Source organism: Nocardiopsis akebiae (assembly GCF_018316795.1).
Lineage (GTDB): Bacteria > Actinomycetota > Actinomycetes > Streptosporangiales > Streptosporangiaceae > Nocardiopsis > Nocardiopsis dassonvillei.
Genome location: NZ_CP074132.1, coordinates 2,665,457 through 2,687,029 on the forward strand (window position 1 = coordinate 2,665,457; position 21,573 = coordinate 2,687,029).

Below are 21,573 nucleotides of genomic sequence, written 5' to 3' on the forward strand. Positions count from 1 at the left end.
GGCCGGTGCCGCGGCGCTCCGGACCGCCCGGACGAACTACTTCAGGTCGGCGTCCTCGGCCCGGCCGACCCAGGAGGCGAACGACTCGCCGTCCTTCTTCTGGTCCTGGAACCGGCGCACGACCCGCTCGACGTAGTCGGGCAGTTCGTCGGCGGTGGCCTTGAGTCCGCGGATCTTCTTGCCGAAGGACTGGGTCAGCCCCATGCCGCCGCCCAGGTGGATCTGGTAGCCCTCGACCTGCTCGCCCTCGGAGTTCATGACGAGCTGGCCCTTGAGGCCGATGTCGGCGACCTGGATGCGCGCGCACGAGTTCGGGCAGCCGTTGACGTTGATGGTCAGCGGCTCCTCGAAGTCGGGCAGCCGCTTCTCCAGTTCGTCGATCAGGGTGGCCGCGCGGTCCTTGGTCTCCACGATCGCCAGCTTGCAGAACTCGATGCCGGTGCAGGCCATCGTCTGGCGGCGGAACACGCTCGGGTTGACCTGGAGGCCCTCCGCCTCCAGGGCGGAGGTGATCGAGGCGATCCGCTCCTCCTCCACGTCGAGGATGACCAGCTTCTGGTCGGCGGTGGTGCGCACGCGGTCCGAACCGTGCTCCTCGGCGATGTCGGCGACGCGCAGCAGCGCGGTGCCCGACACCCGGCCCACCTTGGGCGCGAAGCCCACGTAGAACCTGCCGTCCTTCTGGCGGTGCACGCCCACGTGGTCGCGGCGCAGGCCCGAGTCCAGTTCGACGGCGGGGCCGTCGGGCAGGGCGTAGCCCAGGTACTCCTTCTCCAGGACGTCGCGGAACTTCTGCGCGCCCCAGTCCTTGATGAGGAACTTGATCCGCGCGCGGGTGCGCAGGCGCCGGTAGCCGTAGTCGCGGAAGATCCCGCAGACCCCGGCCCACACCTCGCTCACCTGGTCCGGTCGCACGAACGTCCCCAGACGCTGGGCGAACATCGGGTTCGTGGACAGGCCGCCGCCGACGAACAGGTCGTAGCCCGCCTCGCCCGCCTCGTTGCGCACACCCGCGAACGCCACGTCGTTGATCTCGTGGTTGACGCAGTGCACCGTGCACCCCGACACCGAGGTCTTGAACTTGCGCGGCAGGTTGGAGTACAGCTCGCTGCCGATGTGGTCGTCGTAGATCTCGCGGATCGCGGGACCCGCGTCGATGACCTCCTCCTCGGCGACCCCCGCCAGCGGACAGCCCAGGATGACGCGCGGGGTGTCGCCGCAGGCCTCCATGGTGGACAGGCCCACCGACTCCAGCTTCTCCCAGATCGCCGGGACGTCCTCCACCCGGATCCAGTGGTACTGGACGTTCTGGCGGTCGGTGATGTCGGCGGTGTCGCGCCCGTAGTCGCGGGAGATCTCGGCGACCGCGCGCAGCTGGGCGACCGTCAACTGGCCCCCGTCGATGCGCACCCGCAGCATGAAGTAGCGGTCGTCGAGCTCCTCGGGCTCCAGGACGGCGGTCTTGCCGCCGTCGATGCCCGGCGCGCGCTGGGTGTACAGGCCGAACCAGCGGAACCGTCCGCGCAGGTCGGCGGGGTCGATCGAGTCGAACCCGCCCTTGGAGTAGATGTTGATGATCCGATCGCGGACGTTGAGCCCGTCGTCGTTCTTCTTGTTCTCCTCGTTCTTGTTCAGCGGCTCGTGGTAGCCGAGGGCCCACTGGCCCTCACCACGGCGGCGTCGCGGCTTGGCCGCGGTCGCTGTCCTGCCGGGCTGCGCGGAAGAGGGAGGCATCGCGGGTGTCTCCGATGAGGTGTCGCGGGGTGCTCACAGCCCCGGCGTCCACACCGCACGCCCGCGTCGCCGCACATCGTCGTGCTGGCGATCGGGAGGGATCCGCGTGTGGGATAAGGAGAAGAGGCAGGGCGCCGGTGCCGCGCGCACCCCTGGGGTGCGTCAAAGGGCGGTGGGATTAACCGACGCTGCAACAGATGGCGCTGCCGACCCGCAGGAAGTCCACGTGACGGCGCACGTAGAGCATGGGGTCCAGAGCAGCGATCATGTAATGAGAATGTCACGGGCGTCGAGGCTTTGTCCAGACGGGGTCTGACCGCCCCGGAGTGAGTCACGTCACTAGGTCCGTGCGCCCGTGGCGCGGGACGGTTCCCGAGGAGCGCTAACGTTTCCTCCGTGGCGGGTTTCTGGGAGCGGCTGTGGTACGCCGTGGACGGGTGGCTGAGACGTCGTGCCCGCCTGCGCAGCGGGATGCTCCTCGTCCTGCGCACGGCCCGGGCCTTCGCCCGCGACCGGGTCGTCGGGCTGGCCGCCGAGTCGGCCTTCTTCACCCTCATCTCGCTGCCCGCGCTCATGCTGGGCCTCCTGGGCGCCCTGGGCCCGCTGACCGTCGTGCTCGGTGAGGACTTCGTCGAGGAGATCCGGCTGTGGATCCTTGACCTGACCGCGCGGGTGCTGACCCCGGACACGGTGGACAGCGTGGTCGAGCCGCTCGTGGACGACTTCCTCGGGGGAGTTCCGGGCGGAGTCCTGTCGGTGACGTTCCTGGTCTCGCTGTGGTCGGGGTCGCGGGCGATGAACGTCTTCATCCGCTCGATCACGATCTCCTACGGCCTGGACGAACTGCGCGGCTGGGTGCGCCAGCGGGTCCTGGCCTTCGTCGCCTACCTGGGCGGGCTTTTGTTCGCCATCCTCCTGCTGCCGGTCCTGGTGGCCGGACCGGACCTGGTCAACCGGCTGCTGCCGATGACCGTGGGGCGGCTCAACCTGCTCTACTGGCCGACCGTCGCCCTGCTCGCCGTCGCCGCGGTCACCCTGCTGTACGCCCTGAGCGTGCCGGTGCGCACCCCGCTGTGGCGTCACCTGCCGGGGGCGCTGCTGGCCGCGCTGGTGCTGATCACGGGCTCGGTGGCGCTGCGGGTATACCTGGACGCCTCCTTCGGGCAGGTGACCATCTACGGCTCCCTGGCCGCGCCGATCGCCATCCTGGCCTGGCTGTTCGTGATGGCGATCGCCGTGCTGGTGGGGTCGTCCTTCAACGCCGAGATAGACGCCATGTGGCCCATGCCGCGCACGGCCGCCGCCCGGGCGGAGATCGCCAACCGGGACTTCGAGAGGGCCAACCGGCTCGTCCAGCGCCGGGAGCAGGCGTTCATCGACGCGATCGTGGAGAGTAACGGGCACTGACCGGTTCCGGTCGTCCGGTCGTCCTTCGGTGTCCGAAAAGCCCGGAAAGTCCTGTAGCGCCGGTAGTTTTGTCCTGCTGACGGGCGGGAGGCCGCGATCCCGCCGCACCCGAGCCCGGACGGCGCCGCCCGTGAGAGGCCGTCCCCCATGACCGTTCCCCCACCGGACGCCGTTCCCCCGCAGGACGAGGGCGATCAGGACTCCGTGCCCGTCACCGTCGAGACCGTCCTCGGCGGATCGAAGACCATGTTCTACGCCTCGTTCGGTCTGCCCGTCCTGATGTTCACGCACACCCTGCGCATGTACCTGAGGAGTGGCAGCGAGATCTACTTCGGGCTCTTCGTCATGGTGTTGTCGGTCCTGGTCCTGATGCCCCTCATGTACATGCGCTTCCTCCCGGGGATGATCGAACGGCGGCGGCAGCCGGTGAAGTCGCCGCTGATGGAGGGCATCCTGCTCGGCACGCTGTGGGCCGCTGGCGTGGTCTACCTCGTCGTCGCGGTCGGGGACCACCTCTACGAGGTCCTTCCGTGGCCCCTGCTGGCGCTGAACCTGGTCGCCCTCGTCCCACCGGCCCTCGGCACGGAGGCCTTCGTGCGCGAACGGCGGTGGCGGTCGTGAGGGCGTCTTTCCTGCTGCTCCAAAGTGCAGGGCTCGGCCTGGTGGCGTGCGCCCTGATCGCCGGATGGGTGGGGACCACCGGCAACCCCGTGCCGGTGGCCGCCGGGATCTTCCTCGCGTTCCTGCTGCTCTACCCGGTCGCGCTCTGGGCGGGTACCGATGCGGAACTGACCTCCGGCGAACTCCACCGGGTGCACAACACGCGGCATCCGTTCCGCACGACGCGTCTGTGGTGCTTCTTGATCGTCGGCAACGGGTTGCTCGCGCTGTTCCTGATCGTCTACAACGCCGTGTGGACACTGGTGCCGTTGTTACTGGTGGCCTGTACGGCGGGCGTGCTCTCCCTCTCCGCCGGCAGACGCGAACGCCGACGGCTGCGCGAGGCGCTCGCCCGGCCCGAACTCACCGGCCCCAAGGTCATCGGTATCCGGAGCCCGGATCAGGTGCCGCCGGGCTGGAGCCCGGTGCTGGTCCACCGCATCGACCGCGGGATGTTCGACATGCTCGTCGACTACCGGATCCTCGTGGACGGCGACCGGGTCGGCACGCTCGGCCCCGGCCAGACCCTCGTGCTCGGCCTCCCTCCGGGCCCGCACAGCGTCCAGGGCGGCCTCGGCAGACTCACCAACACCCCCGTCCCCTTCACGGCCGAACCCGACGCCGCGGTCCACTTCACGGTCGAACCGGCCAGTCCGGACCGCCGGGCCAACGCCGACCGGCGCTCGCGCCCCGGCGAGTACTTCCGCCTCGTCCGGGTCCCGCCCCGGTGAGGCCCTGAGCTGCCACGCGCGCGACCGGTGGGAACCAGGTGGCCAGATCCGGCCATTTTCGGTGTGAACTAAATATCTTCCCCAGGTGTCCACTCCATGGTGACGGCGATGTCCACGGCACCAGCCACATCCCATGTTCGGTTGATTCTCCAGGTCACGGAGGGGAGGGCGGGACAACTGCCCCAGGTACGCCGGTTCGTGCGCGCAGTCTCGGCGCATGGCCGGAATAGGCGTGACGAGCGACGATCAGTATGATCTCGTGCAGCACTGACTACGCGTGGTTCGGCACCGTCTCCAGGTAGTCCCCGGCCGCGAACCACCGTCATCGCTGACCTAGGTCCCCGTACCCCCGTACACGAACAGGTCCACGTTCCCCATGCCTTCGGAGGCACCATGAGCCGGGAGTCCCACCCGGGGCAGTCCCGGCCCACCGCCGTCATCGTCATCGCGCCCGACGAACGCAGCGCCGAGATCCTCGTCGAGGGGCGCCGCCAGGTCGTCACGGGCCAGGCGCCCAAGGAGACGCGGCGCGCCGCCCTGGACGTCGCCACCGGCTACGCCGCCAGGATCGGCCAGCCGGTCCTCATCGACGCCCGGGACGCCAACGGCTACTGGCGTCTGGTCGCCACGCCCACGGGCGTGGTGCAGGCCGCCGACCAGGTCGTGGCCGGCCACGAGCCGACGCCGCCGCCTCCTCCCGCCCCGGCCGACCCTCCCGCCAGCGGTGCCGAGACCGGCGCCCGGCCCGAGGCCGAGCCGAAGAAGAAGCGCGGCCGGACCCTCGTCATCGTGGGCGCCGCCGTGCTCTCCCTGGTGCTGCTCGCCGGTGCGGGCGCCGCGGCCTGGCGCTTCCTGCCCGGCCTCGGCGGGGGCGGGGGCGATGTCGTCGCGGATGTGACCACCCTCAACCACCCCGCGCCGCCGCACTTCTCCACGACCGTCGACTTCAGCGCTCAGGTCGCCCCGGGCAGCCGACCGGGGGTCGGCCGTGGGGGCGACCTGCTCGCCTACGTCGACCCCGAGCAGCGGCTCAACCTGCTCGACGCCGACGGTGAGCGCCTGTGGGCGGCCGACCTGCCCGTGGAGGCCACCGAGGCCCTCGGTGAACTCCGGATCCTGGAGTACGGCGGTGAGCAGGCTGTCGTCATGGAGACCGCCGGGACCCTGTGGTTCTGGCCCGTCGCCGGCGGCGATCCCACCGGTGTGGACCTACCCGAGAACGCCTCCGTCCAGTACGTGGGCCGATCCGTGCTCGTGCGCACCGAGGGCGGGGCCTTCGTGCCCGTCGGCGCGCAGCTCCAGCCGGTCCCGCTCCCCGAGGGCTCCGCGCCCATGCTGGCCGACGGGCACGACGTCCTCGCCGCCGTGGTCAACGGGCCCTGGACCTGGGTCAGCCCCGACGACAACCCCGTACAGGTCACCGCCCAGCGGCCGGACAACGCGGGCGAGATGGAGGCCGTGCTCACCGCGCTGCGCGAGTACGTCGTCATCCGCTGGGAGCCCCTGCGGGGCGAGGGCACGGTCCTGGCCTTCCACGACACCCAGGACGGGAGCGTGGTCGGCAGCGCCCAGATCGACCCGGCCGACCTGGAGGACGTGCGCCACCGCTCGGAGGCCGTCGGCACCCGACTGGTCGCCTACGGGCCCGCGGTGATGAACCCCGAGAACGGCCGGACCGCCGTGGTCCCCGGCCTCAAGCCCCAGATCGCGGTCGGCTCCCTCGTCTTCGGCCAGATCGACGGAGCCTCGGTGGCCGTCGACGCCGAGGGCAGGGTCGAGGAGGCCGCGGCCGATTCCGTCCCACCCATCGGCCTGCTCGGCGAGCGGGCCGTCGTGGTCCACGAGGACCACCTCTATGCCATCCCCTCTGAATAGATCAGTACACGAGAAGAAGAAAGGAGTGGGATGACCCCCAAGAAGCGTGTTTTCACCGTGACCGCGGCCGGCCTGTTCATGGCCGGTTTCTCCGCGGGTCCGGCGTTCGCCGACACCCTGGACGCGACCGCGACCGAGGCTGCCCCCCAGGCCGCCGAGACCACGGTCGTCAACCTCACTGCCGAGGATGTCGAGCCCCAGCTCGACCCGCCCATCTTCCCCGGCCCCGGTGACGGTGACGGTGGCGGTGACGACGGCGGCAACCCCGGTCCCGGCCCTGGCGACCCGGGTGACGGTGGCGGTGACGACGGCGGCGACCCCGGCCCCGGTGACCCGGGTGACGGCGGCGGTGACGACGGCGGCGACCCCGGCCCCGGTGACCCGGGTGACGGCGGCGGTGACGACGGCAACCCCCCCGGTGACGGTGGTGGCGACGACGGCGGTGGCGACCCCGGTGACGGTGGTGGCGACGACGGCGGTGGCGACCCCGGTGACGGTGGTGGCGACGACGGCGGTGGCGACCCCGGTGACGGTGGTGGCGACGACGGCGGCAACCCCCCGGGCGACGGTGGCGGTGACGACGGCGGCAACCCCCCCGGTGACGGTGGCGGTGACGACGGCGGCACGCCCCCTGGTGACGGCGACGGCGGCACCGCTCCCGGTGACGGCGACGAGATCCAGGCCCCCGGTACCACCAACCCCGGTGGTTCCGCCCCCGAGGCCGCCGCTCCGGTGAGCGAGGGCAACGGCGACAGCGACGACGACGGTGACGAGACCCTCGCCACCACCGGCGTCGACATGCAGGGCTTCGTGCTCGGCGGCGCCGTGGTGACGGGCATCGGCGCTCTGGCCCTGTGGGCCGGGGCCCGCCGTCCGGCTCCGATCGCCTAACGGCATCACCCCGCCGCACGGTCCCTGAGGCCGTACGGCGACGAGGGCCCCCGACCGCCGGGTCGGGGGCCCTCTCACGTGCCGGGGGAGGCGGCCGCGCCGACCCGGGGGGAGCGGCGCCGCGGCCCTTCGGCCCTCACGCGCGCGGACGCAGGGCGAAGGCGAGCAGGAAGGCGCCCACACCAGCCCCCGCGATCACCCACAGCGCGTTCCCCAGGCTGGAGGAGTCGGCGAGGAAGCCCACCAGCGGCGGGAAGGCCAGGAAGCCCGCGCGGCCCAGCCACCCGACGACGGTGATCCCGTCCCCGGTACGCACGCCCGGCACGTTCCCCGCCGCCGCCAGGGTCAGCGGGAAGAGCGTGGACACGCCCAGCCCCATCACCCCGAAGCCGACGACCGTGGCCACCGGGTGCGGCACCAGCAGGGCGAACGCGATCCCGCCGCCCGCCAGCAGCCCGCACGTGCGCCCCACGTTGGCCGCGCCGAACCTGTCGGTCACCCGGTCGCCGGCCAGGCGCCCCAGCGTCATCATCGCCTGGCAGGCCACGAACGGCATCGCCGCCAGGAACAGCGACGCCTCCAGTTCCGAGGTCATGTACACCGCGCCCCAGGAGGCGGCGGAGTCCTCGACGCCGCCGGCGAACATCAGCAGCACGCCGAGCACCAGCAGGAGCAGCACGGCCCGTCCGGGCACGCGCAGGCGCCGCCCGCTCCCGGCCTCGGTGCCGTCCTCGCGCTCGCTGCTCTCCGGGCCGGGCAGCAGCATCCGGCTCACCGCCAGGTTCACGCACACCAGCACCGCGGTCACGCCGCCCAGGTGCCACAGGATGGGCACGCCGGTACCGGCCATGGCCGCGCCCAGGAGGCCTCCGGCCACCGCTGCCAGGCTCCACAGCGCGTGGAAGGTGTTGATGATGCTGCGTCCGTAGCGCCGCTGGACGCGCAGCCCGTGCGAGTTCTGCGCCGAGTCGGTCCAGGCGTCCGCGCTGCCCAGAACGAACAGCGCCGCCGCCAGCATCCACCAGTTCTGCGCCAGCGCGATGAATGGGAGCGCTCCCAAAGAGATGAGGCTGGTCCCCACCGCGGTCCGGCCGCTGCCGAACCAGTGGATCAGCGGGCCCGCCAGCATGCCGGTCAGGATCGCGCCGGTCGGCATCGCCGCGATCGCCAGACCCAGTTCCGCGTTGCTCAGCCCCAGCTGGGCCTTGAGCACCGGCAGCCACGGAACGGCGTTGGTGTAGGTGAAGCCGTTGACGGAGAAGAGGGTGGAGACCGCGACTCTGGCCCTGCGGGCCTCCGGCGGAGGGGACTCGGTTCGGGTCTGGACGTTCACGGCGGCTCCCAGGACGGCTGTCGGTGCGTGCAGATGTTATCGAGTCCGGTCATCGGATGGCAGGCCTTTTCGGCCGCCCCGAACGGGTTCGTCTCCTGGGCGCCCCCGCCTCACCGCCCGTGCGGACGCCCCGCCTCGCGCAGCCCTCGTCCGCGGCGGCACCGCCCCGGCGGGTCCCGCCGGACCCTTCTTGCCTTCGGGTGGAAGAGGAAGTCAAATAGAGGTCCTGCTCCGTCACCGGACAGGCCCCCGGCCGCCCCCGACAGGTCCCGCCTCCACCCCGACCGACGTCCTCCGCCCCGGCCCCCGCCCGCCACCGCCTCCAGGTCCCCGAACCGAGCCCCCGCCCAGCGGCCCGCTCCCGCGCAGGGCGTCCAGCCCGCTGTCCGCCGCCTCCCCCACGCCGGGAACCGTGTCCGCACGGCCCGGACGGAACCGGAAGAGCCCATGATCAACACGAGCGCGCTGCGAGAGAAGCCCACACTCACCGGGAGGAGCGTACGCCTGGCACCCCTGTCGGCCGAGCACACCGACGCCTACTTCGCCGCCAGCCTCGACGAGGAGGTCCGCAGACTCACCGGCACCCACCGGCGCGTCACCTACGCGCAGGCCAAGGAGTGGTGCGAGACCCGCGCGGGCCGCACCGACCGCCTGGACCTGGCCATCACCGCGCCCAAGGACGGGCGCTACCTGGGTGAGCTGTCGCTCTACGCCGTCGAGCCCGACGACGAGAGCGCCGGGTACCGCATCGCCCTGTCCGCTATCGAGTTCACCGGCCGGGGGCTGGGCAGGGAGGCCACCCAGCTCGTGCTGGAGTACGCCTTCGAGCACATCGGCCTGCACCGCGTCTGGCTGTACGTCTACGCCTTCAACATGAGGGCGATCGCCGTCTACCGCTCCTGCGGTTTCGCCGTGGAGGGGCGGATGCGCGACTCCCTGCTGTGGGACGGACGCCGCTACGACGCGCTGCTGATGGCCGTCTTCCGGAACGGCTTCCGCCGCACCTGAGGGACGGTTTTGCCCGGGCGCGGGATTGGAACCGCCGTGTCGGGGGGTATCTCGGTACCACTTTCCAGCGGCTCATCCACACAGCCGAGAGGAGCGGTACCGGGGCCCGTACCCCGGCGCCGGTGAGGCCATGAACCCAGTACCCGTTTCACTGCCCTTCGCCGACCGGTCGGAGGCGGGACGCCGACTCGCGGAGCGGGTGCGCCCCTTCGCCGTCGACGAACCGCTCGTGCTGGCCCTGCCCCGCGGGGGAGTGCCGGTCGGCGCGGAACTCGCCCTGCGGCTGGGCGCCGACTTCGACGTGCTCATGGTCCGCAAGATCGGCCTGCCGGGGCACCCCGAGACGGGGGTCGGCGCCGTCGCCGAGGACGGGCGCGTCCTCTACGACGACCGAGCCCTGGCCCGGCTGCACGTGCCCCGCCAGGCCCTGTCCGACACCGTCGCCGCCGAACGCGACGAACTCGACCGCAGACGCCGCGTCTACCGCGGAGAGCGCCCGCCCCCGCGGATCGCCGGACGCGACTGCGTGGTGGTGGACGACGGCGTGGCCACCGGGGGCACCGCCCGCGCCGCGCTGCGCATGGTCCGCCAGGCCGGTCCGGCGCGGCTGGTCCTGGCGGTGCCGGTCGCCTCGCCGGAGGCGGTCGCGCTGCTGCGCGAGGAGGCCGACGCCCTGGTGGTGCTCAGCGCGCCGGACAACTTCCGCGCGGTGGGGGAGTGGTACCGCGACTTCGGCCAGCTCTCCGACGACCACGTCACCGCCATCCTCGCCGAGAACGCGCACACGCGGCCGCGTTCGGGCCGGACGCGGCACGTGCGGGTGCCCGTGGGAGCGGTCCACCTCGACGGCGACCTCACCGTGCCCGCCGAGACGCGCGGCGCGGTGGTGATGGCCGCGGGGGAGGGGCGAGCGGACGAACGGTGGCGGTCGGTCGCCTCGGTCCTGGGGCAGGCCGGGTACGCCACCCTCCTCATGGACCTGCGGACCGAACGGGAGCGCTCGTCCGGCTCCTCCGGCACCGCCCCCGACAACGCTCCCGACGCGGCCTCCGGCGTCGGCGCCGACGAACTCGGCGAGCGGTTGGGCGCCGCGGCGGCCTGGCTGCGCCGGACGGAGGGCACCGCCGACGAGCCCCTGGGCCTGCTGGCCTCGGGCGACGCCGCGGCCTCGGCCCTGGTCGCCGCGGCCAGGCACCCGCGGGACGTGGCCGCGGTGGTGGCGCACGGGGGTCGGATCGACGTGGCCGAGGCGAGCCTGCCGGACGTGCGGGCGTCGGTCCTGGTGCTGCTGGAGGGAGACGACTCCTTCCTGCGCGAGCTCGGCGAGTGGACGCGCGCCCGGATCGGCGGTTCCACGGACCTGCGGGTGGTGTCGGGGGCCGAGCGGCTGCTCCGCGACTCCCGCGAGTGGCGCCGGGTGGCGGCCGAGGCCCTGGACTGGTTCGACCGGTACCTGGACGCGGGCCGGGGGTGAGGCGCAGCAGGGCCGGACGCGGCCGTGCCCCCTCCGCGGAAACGGGGCCTTTCAGCGGACCCGGAGGACAACGCCGGGCATGAGAAAACCCGCGGCGCCCTCGACGTTGTCCGTCGGGGCGCCGCGGGTTGTTCGGGGGCCGGGGCCACCGGGGGAGATCCGCCTGCCGGGAGTTTCCGGACTACGCGGCGTTCGCGCGACGCATGCGGCGGCGGCGCTCGGAGGCGCGCTCGTCCTCGTTCAGCCCGCCCCAGGTGCCGTACTTCTCCGGACGCGAGATCGCATAGTCCAGGCAGTCGTTTCGAACCGGGCAGGCCGCACAGATCTCCTTGGCCTTGCGCTCACGGATCTCCCGCTCCGGCTGGCGTTCGCCGTCCGGACCGAAGAAGAGCACAAGGTCCTCGCCCCGGCACGCGGCGGCATCCTGCCACCCCCAGTGCGGGCGGGGGCGCAGCGCGGCCTGCCGACGTACCTGAGACATGCTTGAACCACCTCTACTGAAATCACTAGTAAGCTGTCGGAAAAAGCTTCAGTCACCAAAATTGGTCATGCGGCGCGAGTCACCCCGCACGACGCAAACGCCGAGCGGTGCGAGTGATGTTCCCCGGTGTGGCTGAGACCACGAGAAGCACAGGTACTGCGGCACCGATCCGCCGAGGGGCGGAGTGCTCTCACGCGAACGGCTGCGGAGGCGGTGACGGCCTCCGTCCGAGCCGGTACGTAATCATGCCATCCCTCATCCCGATCATGCACGGGGGGTAGGGAAATTACTCGCACAACCGTTACCGAAACCAGATGACAACTGACCGGTGTGCGGTCTTTTGTCTGAGTTTGTTGTGCATCGCAAGATCTGGGGCCTTGCGAAGGACACAGCACATCGTATGGTGCGATGTCCCTCCTGCCTAGGGGGTCCTCCTGATGTGCGGGTCACATTGCGGTCTGCGCGGAGCTCCCAGTTCGGACCTGACCGTATGTCCTCACCCTCTGTCGACGCCGTCGGGGAGGACCTACGGTCCCTCCCGCGCCCGCTTCCGGGTGCTCTCCGTCGCGTCCCGTGCCCCTACCCCGATGACGCGCGACCCCCACACGACACGCCGTCCCGCGACGCCCGCGTCGACGCCTCCCGCATGCCTGAAGGCCGCCCCTAGGGGAAGTACCAGGGTGGGGCGTCCGAACGGGTCGTGGTGCGCGGACGTCCCAGACGGTAGAAACAACGGACACGGCCGCTCCGCGGCCGCACGTCCCCTTAGCGGGACACCAACAAAAGGGAGGACGAGAACACCGTGGGCCTCTTGCGGTTCATCCTGAACGTCATCTGGATCTTCGTCGCGGGGTTCTGGCTGGCCGTCGGCTACGTCTTCGCGGGCATCATCTGCTGCGTCCTCATCGTCACGATCCCCTTCGGCGTCGCCTCCTTCCGCATGGCCAGGTACGCGATCTGGCCCTTCGGACGCGACCTCGTGCGCAGGCCCGGCGCGGGCGGGGGCAGCACCTTCCTCAACGTCATCTGGGTGATCGTCGCCGGTTGGTGGCTGGCCCTCGGCCACATCGCCACCGCGATCGGCCTCGCCGTCACTATCATCGGTATCCCCATGGCCTGGGCCTCGCTGAAGATGATCCCCGTCGCCCTCGCGCCCTTCGGCAACGAGATCGTCGAGAGCGGCCGCCCCCGGGAACCCTGGCAGTTCTGACAGCGTTGACCTCCCACCGGGCCCGTGGAAAACACGGGCCCCACCCGTTCGCCCCCCGCGAGACCACCCCCATGCGGCCGTCGGTCCGCCGACCTCCACCGCGCAACGTCCAGAGAATGGAGTCCATGTGCAAGCCCAGCGGCCGGGAGTGTGGGCGCTCCTGAACAAGTGGCTCTCCGCCCGCAGAGCCCGAGCCGAGCGCCTCGCCAGGCTGGAGGCGGAGAACCAGCGCGCCGCCGAACCCCAGGCCGCGGACGAGGGACCGATCGACCAGCACCAGGGGGACGACAACCTCCTGCGGTCCATCAGCGACGTGGCCTGGCGTGTGCTGCTCATCGGCGTGGTGGCGGGCCTGCTCGTCTACGTGCTCGTCTACCTGTCGGTCGTCACCCTGCCGGTGATCCTGGCGGTGTTCATCACCGCCCTGCTCATGCCGATCGCCAACGGGCTGCGCCGCAGGGGCCTGGGCCGGGGGCTGTCGACCACCATCGCCCTCCTGGTCGGACTCATCGTCTTCGGCGGCGTGATCTCGCTGATCGTCACGCCCGCCGTCCAGGGCTTCGGCCCGCTGGTGGACAGCGTCACCAGCGCGATCACCGAGCTCCAGGACATCCGGTTGCCCTTCGCCGACCCGGCCCTGTTCACCGACATGATCGACGACGCCTGGGCGCAGATCCAGGGCATGATCACCGAGAACCAGGACCAGCTGCTCAGCGGCGCCTGGACCGCCACCTCGGCGGTGATCTCGGTGCTGGTCGGCATCGTCCTGATCATCGCCCTGGTCGTGTACTTCGTGCACTCGGGCGACCAGCTCATGGACTGGCTGGTCACCCTGCTGCCGGTCCGCTCGCGCCCGGGCATGCGCCACGCGGGCGACGTGGCCTACGGGGTCATGGGCCGCTACGTGCGCGGCGTGGCCGCGGTCGGCTTCTTCGACGCCGTCGGCATCGGGATCTTCCTGGTCTTCCTGATCGACATCAACCTGGCCATCCCGCTGATCGTGCTGACCTTCGTCGGGGCCTTCCTGCCGATCATCGGCGCCTTCGTCACCGGCCTGCTCGCCGCCCTGGTCGCCTTCGTGACCGAGGGCTGGGTCATCGCCCTGGTCGTGGTCGGCGCCGTGCTCCTGGTGCAGCAGCTGGAGAGCAACGTCTTCGCTCCGCGCATCTACGGCGCCTCGCTCGACCTGCCCTCGCCGATCGTGCTCATCGGGATCTCCGTCGGCGCGGTCGTCGGCGGTATCCCCGGCATGTTCCTGTCCACCCCGGTGGTCGCGGTGCTGGCCGCGCTGCTGCGCAACCGTCCGCCCTCCAGCGGTGACGACTCCGGCGGAGGGGACGGGGACGCGGACGTGGCCGAGGTCAGGGCGGACACCGTCGTGGTCAGGGCCGTCCGGGAGCCCGGCGAGGAGGGCGCGGGCGGAGCCACCCCGGTCGATCCCCCCGAGCAGAAGTAGGCGCGGGGCGGCGCCGCCGCGTCCGCGCCGTCCCGGGAATGTCCGGCGCCCCCGCCCCGTTGACCGGGCGGGGGCGCCCGCGTTCCGCGCAAATCCCTCGCGCCGCCCCCCACCCGTGCCGTTAGTCTGGGTCGGTAGGCCCCGAGCCGCCCCTCCCGCAGCCGCGCGAGGGAGACCACGTCTCCCCGCGGCGCACACGCCTGCCCGGCCGCCCGGAGCGGTCGCGCGGAGCGGCCGCACACCAACGTCCCACCACCTCGTAGGAAGCCCCACCATGCTGATCGCCACCGACCTCGAACTGCGCGTCGGTCCTCGACTCCTGTTGGAGCCGACCACCTTCCGCGTCGCCGCCGGGGACCGGATCGGACTGGTCGGCCGCAACGGTGCGGGCAAGACCACCATGACCAAGGTGCTGGCGGGCGAGGGCCTGCCCACCGGCGGTACCGTCACCTCCTCCGGCAGCATCGGCTACCTGCCCCAGGACCCGCGCACCGGCGACCTGAACGTGATCGCCAGGGACCGCATCCTGTCGGCGCGCGGCATCGACGAGGCCCTGCGCGGGATGCGCGAGGCCGAGAAGAAGATGGCCAGCACCGACACCAAGACCCGCAACAAGGGCGTGCGCGCCTACTCGCGCTGGGAGGAGCGGCTGCACGTGCTGGGCGGCTACTCCGCCGAGTCCGAGGCCGCCGCCATCTCCTCCAGCCTGGGGCTGCCGGACAAGGTGCTCGGCCAGCCGCTGCACACGCTCTCGGGCGGTCAGCGCCGCCGGATCGAGCTGGCGCGCATCCTGTTCAGCGGGGCCGACACCCTGCTCCTGGACGAGCCCACCAACCACCTGGACGCCGACTCCATCGCCTGGCTGCGCGACTTCCTCAAGTCCCATCAGGGCGGGCTCATCGTGATCAGCCACGACGTGGAGCTGGTCGAGCACGTGGTGAACAAGGTGTTCTACCTCGACGCCAACCGCAGCGTCATCGACGTCTACAACATGGGCTGGAAGCTGTACCTGGAGCAGCGCGAGGCCGACGAGCGCCGCCGCAGGCGCGAGCTGGCCAACGCCGAGAAGCAGGCCGACACCCTGCGCAAGCAGGCCGACCGGTTCCGGGCCAAGGCCTCCAAGGCGCGCGCGGCGCAGCAGATGCTCAACCGGGCCGACAAGCTCCTGGACGGCGTGCAGGGCGTGCGCAAGTCCGACAAGGTGGCCAAGCTGCGCTTCCCCGACCCGGCGCCCAGCGGTCGCACGCCGCTCATGGCCGAGGGCCTGTCCAAGTCCTACGGGTCCCTGGAGATCTTCGCCGGGGTGGACCTGGCCATCGACCGGGGCAGCCGCGTGGTGATCCTGGGCCTCAACGGCGCGGGCAAGACCACCCTGCTGCGCCTGCTCGGCGACGTCGAGAAACCCGACACGGGCCGGGTCGTGCCCGGCCACGGGCTCAAGCTCGGCTACTACGCCCAGGAGCACGAGACCCTGGACGTGGACCGCTCCGTGCTGGAGAACATGATGAGCGCGGCCCCGGACCTGCCGGAGGTCGAGGCGCGGCGCACGCTGGGCTCGTTCCTGTTCACCGGCGACGACGTGGACAAGCCCGCGGGCGTGCTCTCCGGCGGTGAGAAGACCCGGCTGGCGCTGGCCACGCTGGTGGTCTCCAGCGCCAACGTGCTGCTGCTGGACGAGCCCACCAACAACCTCGACCCGGCCAGCCGGGAGGAGATCCTGGCGGCGCTGCGCAACTACAAGGGCGCGATCGTGCTCGTCACCCACGACGAGGGCGCGGTCGAGGCGCTCCAGCCCGAGCGGGTCATCCTCCTGCCCGACGGCGTGGAGGACGTGTGGAACGCCGAGTTCGAGGACCTCATCGCGCTGGCCTGAGGCCGCCCGAGGCGCAGGAGACGCCCGGGGGAGGTGGACGCCCGGCGGACCCGGGAGGTTCACCTCCCCCTCTTTTCGGTCAGTGTCCGCCCCGCGCCGAAAACGGCGTCTTCGGCGGGACGCCCGCGTGGTGTGGCGGTCCGCGGGCCCGATACCGGATCATGAGGGTGGCCCACGACGGGTGATCCGACGACTCTGAGGAGCGAGTGAGTGAACGACGCGCCGATCAAGCGCCCACGGCTGGCGGGGGAGGACCGTTCCGCGCTCGCCGCCCAGCTCAAGAGCCGCTACGACGCTGGGGAGAGCATCCGCATGCTGGCGGCGGCCACCGGGCGGTCCTACGGTTTCGTCCACCGGCTCCTGAGCGAGGCCGGGGTGGAGCTGCGCGGACGCGGGGGGCCCACGCGCAAGGCGTGAGGCGCCGGGGCCCGGCCCGCTCGCCGCCCTGTGTTACTGATGGGTAATATCCGGGGGTGACACCGAACACGACGGAGGAACCCATGGCACAGGCGACGAACGGGCCCGGACCGGCGCCCACCGAGGAGGAGCTCTCCCGGGCCCGGCTCAGGCTGGTGGTGCGGGGGCCGGTCGCCCATGTCACCATCAGCCGCCCCGACCGCCGCAACGCGATGACCGGTCGCACCTGGACCACGCTGGCCCGCGTCGGCCGGACCCTCCCCGAAGACGTCCGTATCGTCGTCGTCGACGGGGACGGCGACATCTTCTCCGCCGGTATCGACCTCGGCATGTTCAGCCCCGAGGGGGTCGACGGCGAGCGCTCCATGGTCGCGGGCCTGGCCGACGGCACCGCCTCCGACGCCGAGGTGCGCGACTACATCGCCGGTCTGCAGGAGGGCTTCCTCTGGCTGCGCCGCCCCGACCTGGTCACCGTAGCCGCCGTGCGCGGCCACGCCATCGGCGCGGGCTTCCAGCTCGCCCTGTCCTGCGACCTGCGCATCCTGGCCGACGACGCCCAGCTGTGCATGAAGGAGCCCGCCCTGGGGCTGGTCCCCGACCTCACCGGCACCAAGCCCCTGGTCGACATCGTCGGCGTCAACCGCGCGATCGAGATCTGCCTGACCGCCCGCCGCGTGGGCGCCCAGGAGGCGCGCGACCTGGGCCTGGCCGAGCTCGTGGTCCCCGCGGACGAGCTCTCCGCGGCTGTGGACGACGTCGTGGCCGCCCTGCTCGCCACCGACCGCGCGGCCGCCACCGCCACCAAGGCCCTGCTCCAGCAGGCCGCGGGCAACACCCTCCGGCAGCAGGCCGAGGCCGAGCGCGCGGCGCAGGCCGCCCGGCTCGCCGCCCTGGCCCGCGCCACGGCCGACGGAGCACGCTAGCCCCGCTCCGCCTCCCGTCCCCCTGCCTTCCGGGCCGGGGGCGGAGCCGCGTACCCAGCGGTTGCGCGAAGATGTGGACAGGAGGGGAGACCCTTGTCACCGGTCGAAAACCCCCACCCGGTCCCCGCCGCGAGACGATCTCTAGTAGTCTTCTACGAGCGGTCGTGACATGCCGCGCGCATCCGAGCGCGCCGAGGCCGCGCAAGACGCGGAGAGCGTGCCGACCCGGTCGGCGCCACTCTTGACCCGAAGAGTCGCTCGTCCCCCCACGCCAGTGAGGATCTCACGAGCTCAGGAGCCCCACGCACATGATGGGGCCCGCTTCCGCGTGTGATCAGGCGCGTTTGTGTGATTTCTTCGCTGGGTCGGTCATGGCCGTGTGAAGCCTTCCTCGAAACGCCGCCAAACGATGAGGAAGGTACACGTCACTTGACGACGGACACTGCCGTAACGCCTGCCTTCGACAGCCTGGGGCTGCCCCAGGACATCGTCGAGGAACTGGCCAAGAACGGTGTGACCACCCCGTTCCCGATCCAGGCCGCCACCATTCCCGACGCCATCGAGGGCCGCGACGTCCTCGGCTGCGGCCGCACCGGATCGGGCAAGACCCTGGCCTTCGGCCTGCCGGTCCTGATGCGCGCCGCCGAGCGCCGCGCCGCCGCCAACCGGCCCCGTGCCCTGATCCTGGTGCCCACCCGCGAGCTGGCCCACCAGGTCCGCGACGCCCTGCGCACCTACGCCCGCGTCGTGGGCGTTCGCGTGGGCGACGTCGTCGGCGGCAGCTCCTACACCCGCCAGATCAACGAGCTGCGCCGCGGCGTCGAGGTCCTGGTCGCCACCCCGGGCCGTCTGTCCGACCTGATCGACCAGGGCGCCTGCGACCTGGGCGACGTGGAGATCTCGGTGCTCGACGAGGCCGACCAGATGTGCGACATGGGCTTCATGCCGCAGGTCAGCGAGCTCCTGGACCAGGTCCGCCCCGACGGCCAGACCCTGCTGTTCTCGGCCACGCTCGACGGCGACGTCGACAAGCTGGTCCGCAAGTACATGAACGAGCCGCGCACCCACTCCGTGGACCCGCCGGTCTCGCAGGTCACCAAGATGGAGCACCACCTGCTCAAGGTGCTGCCCCGCGACAAGAACACGATCGTCACCCAGATCGCCGCGCGCGAGGGCCGCACGATCCTGTTCGTGCGCAGCAAGTACCGCGCCGACACCATCAGCGAGCAGCTGGCCCAGGCCGGCGTCCCCTGCGCCTCCCTGCACGGCGGCAAGACCCAGAGCGTGCGCACCCGCACCCTGGCCAAGTTCCGTGAGGGCCGCATCCAGGCCCTGGTCGCCACCGACGTCGCCGCCCGCGGCATCCACGTCGACGGCATCGACATGGTCGTCAACGTCGACCTGCCCACCGGCCACAAGGACTACCTGCACCGCGGCGGCCGTACCGCCCGCGCGGGTGCCTCCGGCCTGGTGGTCTCCCTGGTGGCGCCCAACCAGCGCCGCATGGCCCGCCGCCTGCTCAGCGACGCCGGTGTCGAGGCCAAGCAGCACCTGGTCAACCCGGGCGACGAGCTCCTCAGCGAGGTGACCGGAGCCAAGGAGCCCTCCTGGGAGCCGTGGATCGAGCCGCCGGAGCCCGTGCGCGAGCGCCGCGGCCGCGGCGGCCCCCGTCGGGGCGGCCCCCGCAGTGGCGGCTACCGGGGTGGCGGCGGCTACCGCGGCGGTGACCGCCGGGGTGGCGGTGGCGGCTACCGGGGCGACCGTCCCGGCGGTGAGCGGCGCGACTTCTCCCCGCGCGGCGAGGGCGGCTACCGCGGCGGCGAGCGCCGCGGGGACGAGGGCCGCGGCGGCTACCGGGGCGACCGTCCCGGTGGCGACCGGCGCGACTTCTCCCCGCGCGGCGAGGGCGGCTACCGCGGCGGCGACCGCCGTGGCGGCGGTGGCTACCGGGGTGGCGGCGACAACCGCGGCGGCTACCGCGGCGACCGTCGCGGACCGCGCCGCGAGGAGCGCTTCGACTCCGCTCCGCAGTACTGATCCCGTCGCCGCTCCCGTGCTCGGAGCGGCATCCGGTGCGATGACAGACCCGGGCCCGGCAGGTGGCACCTGCCGGGCCCGGGCCCTTTTACCGGGGTCACCCTCTTCTCTCGGACACTGCCGCCTCCGCAGTCCGCTGCCCCCCGGTTTCGCGGCTTGCCGTGCTCCACGAAGAGCCCACCGCTTCGCCCCGACCGCAGCACGGGGCGAACCCCTGGACCGCCCTCAGCAGCGGCAGCGGCGCGGCCGCGCCGACGGCCGCGCAAGCCGCCAGCGGGCCGATCGCGAACTTCGGTCGGCGATGCACGTGCCCGCGGCGGGTTGTTGACCCGTTACGGTCCTTTACCGCCCCTTCGCGTGTCCGCGCGGGCTCCCGTCTCCGGTGACGTGGACACTTGCCGAAGACCGGACCGCTTGAAGGGGAGCGCGTGAACAACGCAGTCGTCGCCGTCAACGACTTCTTCTGGAGCTACTTCCTCATCCCGCTCCTGATCGTCCTCGCCGTCTACTTCACGGTGCGCTCGGGGATCGTGCAGCTGCGCCTGCTGCCGGAGATGTTCCGCGTCCTGGGCAGCGCCCCGGGGGTGGCCCCCGACGGCCAACGGGAGATCTCCTCCTTCCAGGCCTTCTCCATCTCGGCCGCCTCACGGGTGGGGACGGGCAACATCGTCGGCGTGTCCACCGCGATCATCCTGGGCGGCCCGGGCGCGGTGTTCTGGATGTGGACGATGGCCGCGGTGCTGGGCGCCGCGGCGTTCGTGGAGTCCACCCTGGCCCAGCTGTACAAGGTGCGCACCAGCACCGGTTTCCGGGGCGGTCCGGCCTACTACATGGAGAAGGGGCTGGGCAGGCGGTGGATGGGCGTGCTGTTCGCGGTGATCATCACCGTGACCTTCAGCCTCGTGTTCAACACGGTGCAGGCCAACAGCATCGCCGCCGCCGTGTCCACCTCCGTGGGGACCCTCGGCGGGACGCCCGGCCTGCTGCTGTCGGCCGTGATCGGGCTGGTGCTCGTGGGCCTGACCGCGCTGGTGATCTTCGGCGGCGTCCGGCGCATCGCGCACGCCGCCCAGGCGCTGGTCCCGCTCATGGCCGTCCTGTACATCCTGATCGGCCTGTGGGTGGTCGCCCTCAACATAGGGGAGGTGCCCCGGGTCGTCGGCGACATCTTCGCGTCGGCGTTCGGCGCGCGCGAGTTCGTCGCCGGGGGCGTGGGCACGGCCATCGTCCAGGGCATGCGGCGCGGCATGTTCTCCAACGAGGCGGGCCTGGGATCGGCCCCCAACGCCGGTGCCACCGCCTCGGTCTCCCACCCGGTCAAGCAGGGGCTCGTGCAGACGCTGGGCGTGTACTTCGACACCTGGCTGGTGTGCTCGGTGACGGCCTTCATCGTGCTGGTCAGCGGACCCGGGTACGGCGGGGACCAGGGCATCCAGGTCACGCAGGGCGCGCTGGAGGCCAGCCTGGGCGAGTGGTCGGTCCACGCGCTCACGGTGATCCTCTTCCTGCTGGCCTTCACCTCCGTGCTGGGCAACTACTACTACGGGGAGACCAACCTCCAGTTCCTGGACAGCAGCCCCCAGCACATGACCTACTTCCGCTACGCGGTCCTGGCGGCGGTCTTCCTCGGCTCCGTGGCGCCCCTGACCCTGGTGTGGAGCCTGGCCGACATCTCCATGGGCGTCATGGCCACCGTGAACCTGCTGGCCCTGGCGCCGCTGTCGGGGATCGCGTTCCGGCTGCTGGCCGACTACAGCCGCCAGCTGCGCAACGGCCTGGACCCCCAGTTCACGCTCGCCAAGATGCCCGGCCTGCGCAACGTGGAGTGCTGGGGCCCGGCCTCCGGACCCCAGCCCGAGGACGTCCCCCGCGACGAGGGCGACGCGCCCCCGGACCCGGGCGCGGTCGCGGAGGAGCAGGGCCGCGACGGGGAGGAGCCCGGCCCGGCGGAGGCGGACTCGCACGGCGCGACGGCCGTGGACGGGGCCGGTGACGCCGAGCGGTCCGGCGGCGACGACGGACCCGAGGAGGGGGACCGGGGCTCCGGTACGGAGCGGTGACCC

18 protein-coding genes are annotated in these 21,573 nt (G+C 72.0%); 14 read left to right on the forward strand and 4 right to left on the reverse strand.

The window, feature by feature from the left end; genetic code table 11:
* Positions 1-36: 36 nt before the first annotated feature.
* Positions 37-1,734 carry a nitrite/sulfite reductase gene (locus KGD83_RS11500; RefSeq protein WP_212643756.1) on the reverse strand — a complete coding sequence of 566 codons (1,698 nt, stop codon included), beginning with the start codon at positions 1,732-1,734 and terminating at the stop codon, positions 37-39.
* A gap of 178 nt (positions 1,735-1,912) precedes the next feature.
* Entirely contained in the window at positions 1,913-2,002 is a 90-nt protein-coding gene (locus KGD83_RS29230) for a putative leader peptide (RefSeq protein WP_017564358.1), read from the reverse strand.
* Positions 2,003-2,130: 128 nt separating this feature from the next.
* On the opposite strand from KGD83_RS29230, the gene KGD83_RS11505 reads away from it, so the two are divergent.
* The 5 genes from KGD83_RS11505 (at position 2,131) to KGD83_RS11525 (ending at position 7,298) form a co-directional block, all read left to right on the forward strand.
* Positions 2,131-3,141, forward strand: a complete 1,011-nt coding sequence (locus KGD83_RS11505; RefSeq protein ID WP_212643757.1) for a YihY/virulence factor BrkB family protein — start codon at positions 2,131-2,133, stop codon at positions 3,139-3,141.
* Between the two features lie 147 nt (positions 3,142-3,288).
* Complete coding sequence (locus KGD83_RS11510; RefSeq protein WP_212643758.1) at positions 3,289-3,762, forward strand: hypothetical protein; 474 nt, start codon at positions 3,289-3,291, stop codon at positions 3,760-3,762.
* Positions 3,759-4,532 carry a hypothetical protein gene (locus KGD83_RS11515; RefSeq protein WP_249352279.1) on the forward strand — a complete coding sequence of 258 codons (774 nt, stop codon included), beginning with the start codon at positions 3,759-3,761 and terminating at the stop codon, positions 4,530-4,532. Before KGD83_RS11510 ends, KGD83_RS11515 begins: the two co-directional genes overlap by 4 nt.
* Before the next feature lie 393 nt (positions 4,533-4,925).
* Positions 4,926-6,407, forward strand: a complete 1,482-nt coding sequence (locus KGD83_RS11520) for a hypothetical protein (RefSeq protein ID WP_212643759.1) — start codon at positions 4,926-4,928, stop codon at positions 6,405-6,407.
* Between the two features lie 30 nt (positions 6,408-6,437).
* A complete protein-coding gene (locus KGD83_RS11525; RefSeq protein ID WP_212643760.1) occupies positions 6,438-7,298 on the forward strand; it encodes a hypothetical protein in 861 nt (286 codons plus the stop codon).
* A 136-nt stretch (positions 7,299-7,434) separates the two neighbouring features.
* On the opposite strand, the gene KGD83_RS11530 is transcribed toward KGD83_RS11525, so the two are convergent.
* Positions 7,435-8,631: an MFS transporter gene (locus tag KGD83_RS11530; RefSeq protein WP_212643761.1), complete on the reverse strand. Its 1,197-nt coding sequence runs from the start codon at positions 8,629-8,631 to the stop codon at positions 7,435-7,437.
* 447 nt (positions 8,632-9,078) lie between these two features.
* Between KGD83_RS11530 and KGD83_RS11535 the strand changes: the two genes are divergently transcribed.
* Positions 9,079-9,639, forward strand: coding sequence for a GNAT family N-acetyltransferase (locus KGD83_RS11535; protein ID WP_212643762.1), 561 nt, complete (start codon positions 9,079-9,081; stop codon positions 9,637-9,639).
* 130 nt (positions 9,640-9,769) lie between these two features.
* Complete coding sequence (locus tag KGD83_RS11540; RefSeq protein ID WP_212643763.1) at positions 9,770-11,113, forward strand: phosphoribosyltransferase family protein; 1,344 nt, start codon at positions 9,770-9,772, stop codon at positions 11,111-11,113.
* Positions 11,114-11,294: 181 nt separating this feature from the next.
* On the opposite strand, the gene KGD83_RS11545 is transcribed toward KGD83_RS11540, so the two are convergent.
* Positions 11,295-11,594 carry a WhiB family transcriptional regulator gene (locus KGD83_RS11545; RefSeq protein WP_013153824.1) on the reverse strand — a complete coding sequence of 100 codons (300 nt, stop codon included), beginning with the start codon at positions 11,592-11,594 and terminating at the stop codon, positions 11,295-11,297.
* 802 nt (positions 11,595-12,396) lie between these two features.
* Here KGD83_RS11545 and KGD83_RS11550 point away from each other — a divergent pair.
* From KGD83_RS11550 to KGD83_RS11580, 7 genes are all read left to right on the forward strand, one after another.
* Positions 12,397-12,804 carry a YccF domain-containing protein gene (locus KGD83_RS11550; RefSeq protein WP_212643764.1) on the forward strand — a complete coding sequence of 136 codons (408 nt, stop codon included), beginning with the start codon at positions 12,397-12,399 and terminating at the stop codon, positions 12,802-12,804.
* 127 nt (positions 12,805-12,931) lie between these two features.
* Positions 12,932-14,260 carry an AI-2E family transporter gene (locus KGD83_RS11555; protein WP_394358106.1) on the forward strand — a complete coding sequence of 443 codons (1,329 nt, stop codon included), beginning with the start codon at positions 12,932-12,934 and terminating at the stop codon, positions 14,258-14,260.
* Between the two features lie 274 nt (positions 14,261-14,534).
* A complete protein-coding gene (locus KGD83_RS11560; RefSeq protein WP_047868313.1) occupies positions 14,535-16,133 on the forward strand; it encodes an ABC-F family ATP-binding cassette domain-containing protein in 1,599 nt (532 codons plus the stop codon).
* Positions 16,134-16,343: 210 nt separating this feature from the next.
* Positions 16,344-16,550, forward strand: coding sequence for a helix-turn-helix domain-containing protein (locus KGD83_RS11565; protein ID WP_013153820.1), 207 nt, complete (start codon positions 16,344-16,346; stop codon positions 16,548-16,550).
* An 83-nt stretch (positions 16,551-16,633) separates the two neighbouring features.
* Positions 16,634-17,473, forward strand: a complete 840-nt coding sequence (locus KGD83_RS11570) for an enoyl-CoA hydratase/isomerase family protein (protein ID WP_212643765.1) — start codon at positions 16,634-16,636, stop codon at positions 17,471-17,473.
* Positions 17,474-17,902: 429 nt separating this feature from the next.
* Complete coding sequence (locus KGD83_RS11575) at positions 17,903-19,510, forward strand: DEAD/DEAH box helicase (protein ID WP_212643766.1); 1,608 nt, start codon at positions 17,903-17,905, stop codon at positions 19,508-19,510.
* Positions 19,511-19,938: 428 nt separating this feature from the next.
* A complete protein-coding gene (locus tag KGD83_RS11580; protein WP_212643767.1) occupies positions 19,939-21,570 on the forward strand; it encodes an alanine/glycine:cation symporter family protein in 1,632 nt (543 codons plus the stop codon).
* The last annotated feature ends 3 nt before the right edge of the window (positions 21,571-21,573 follow it).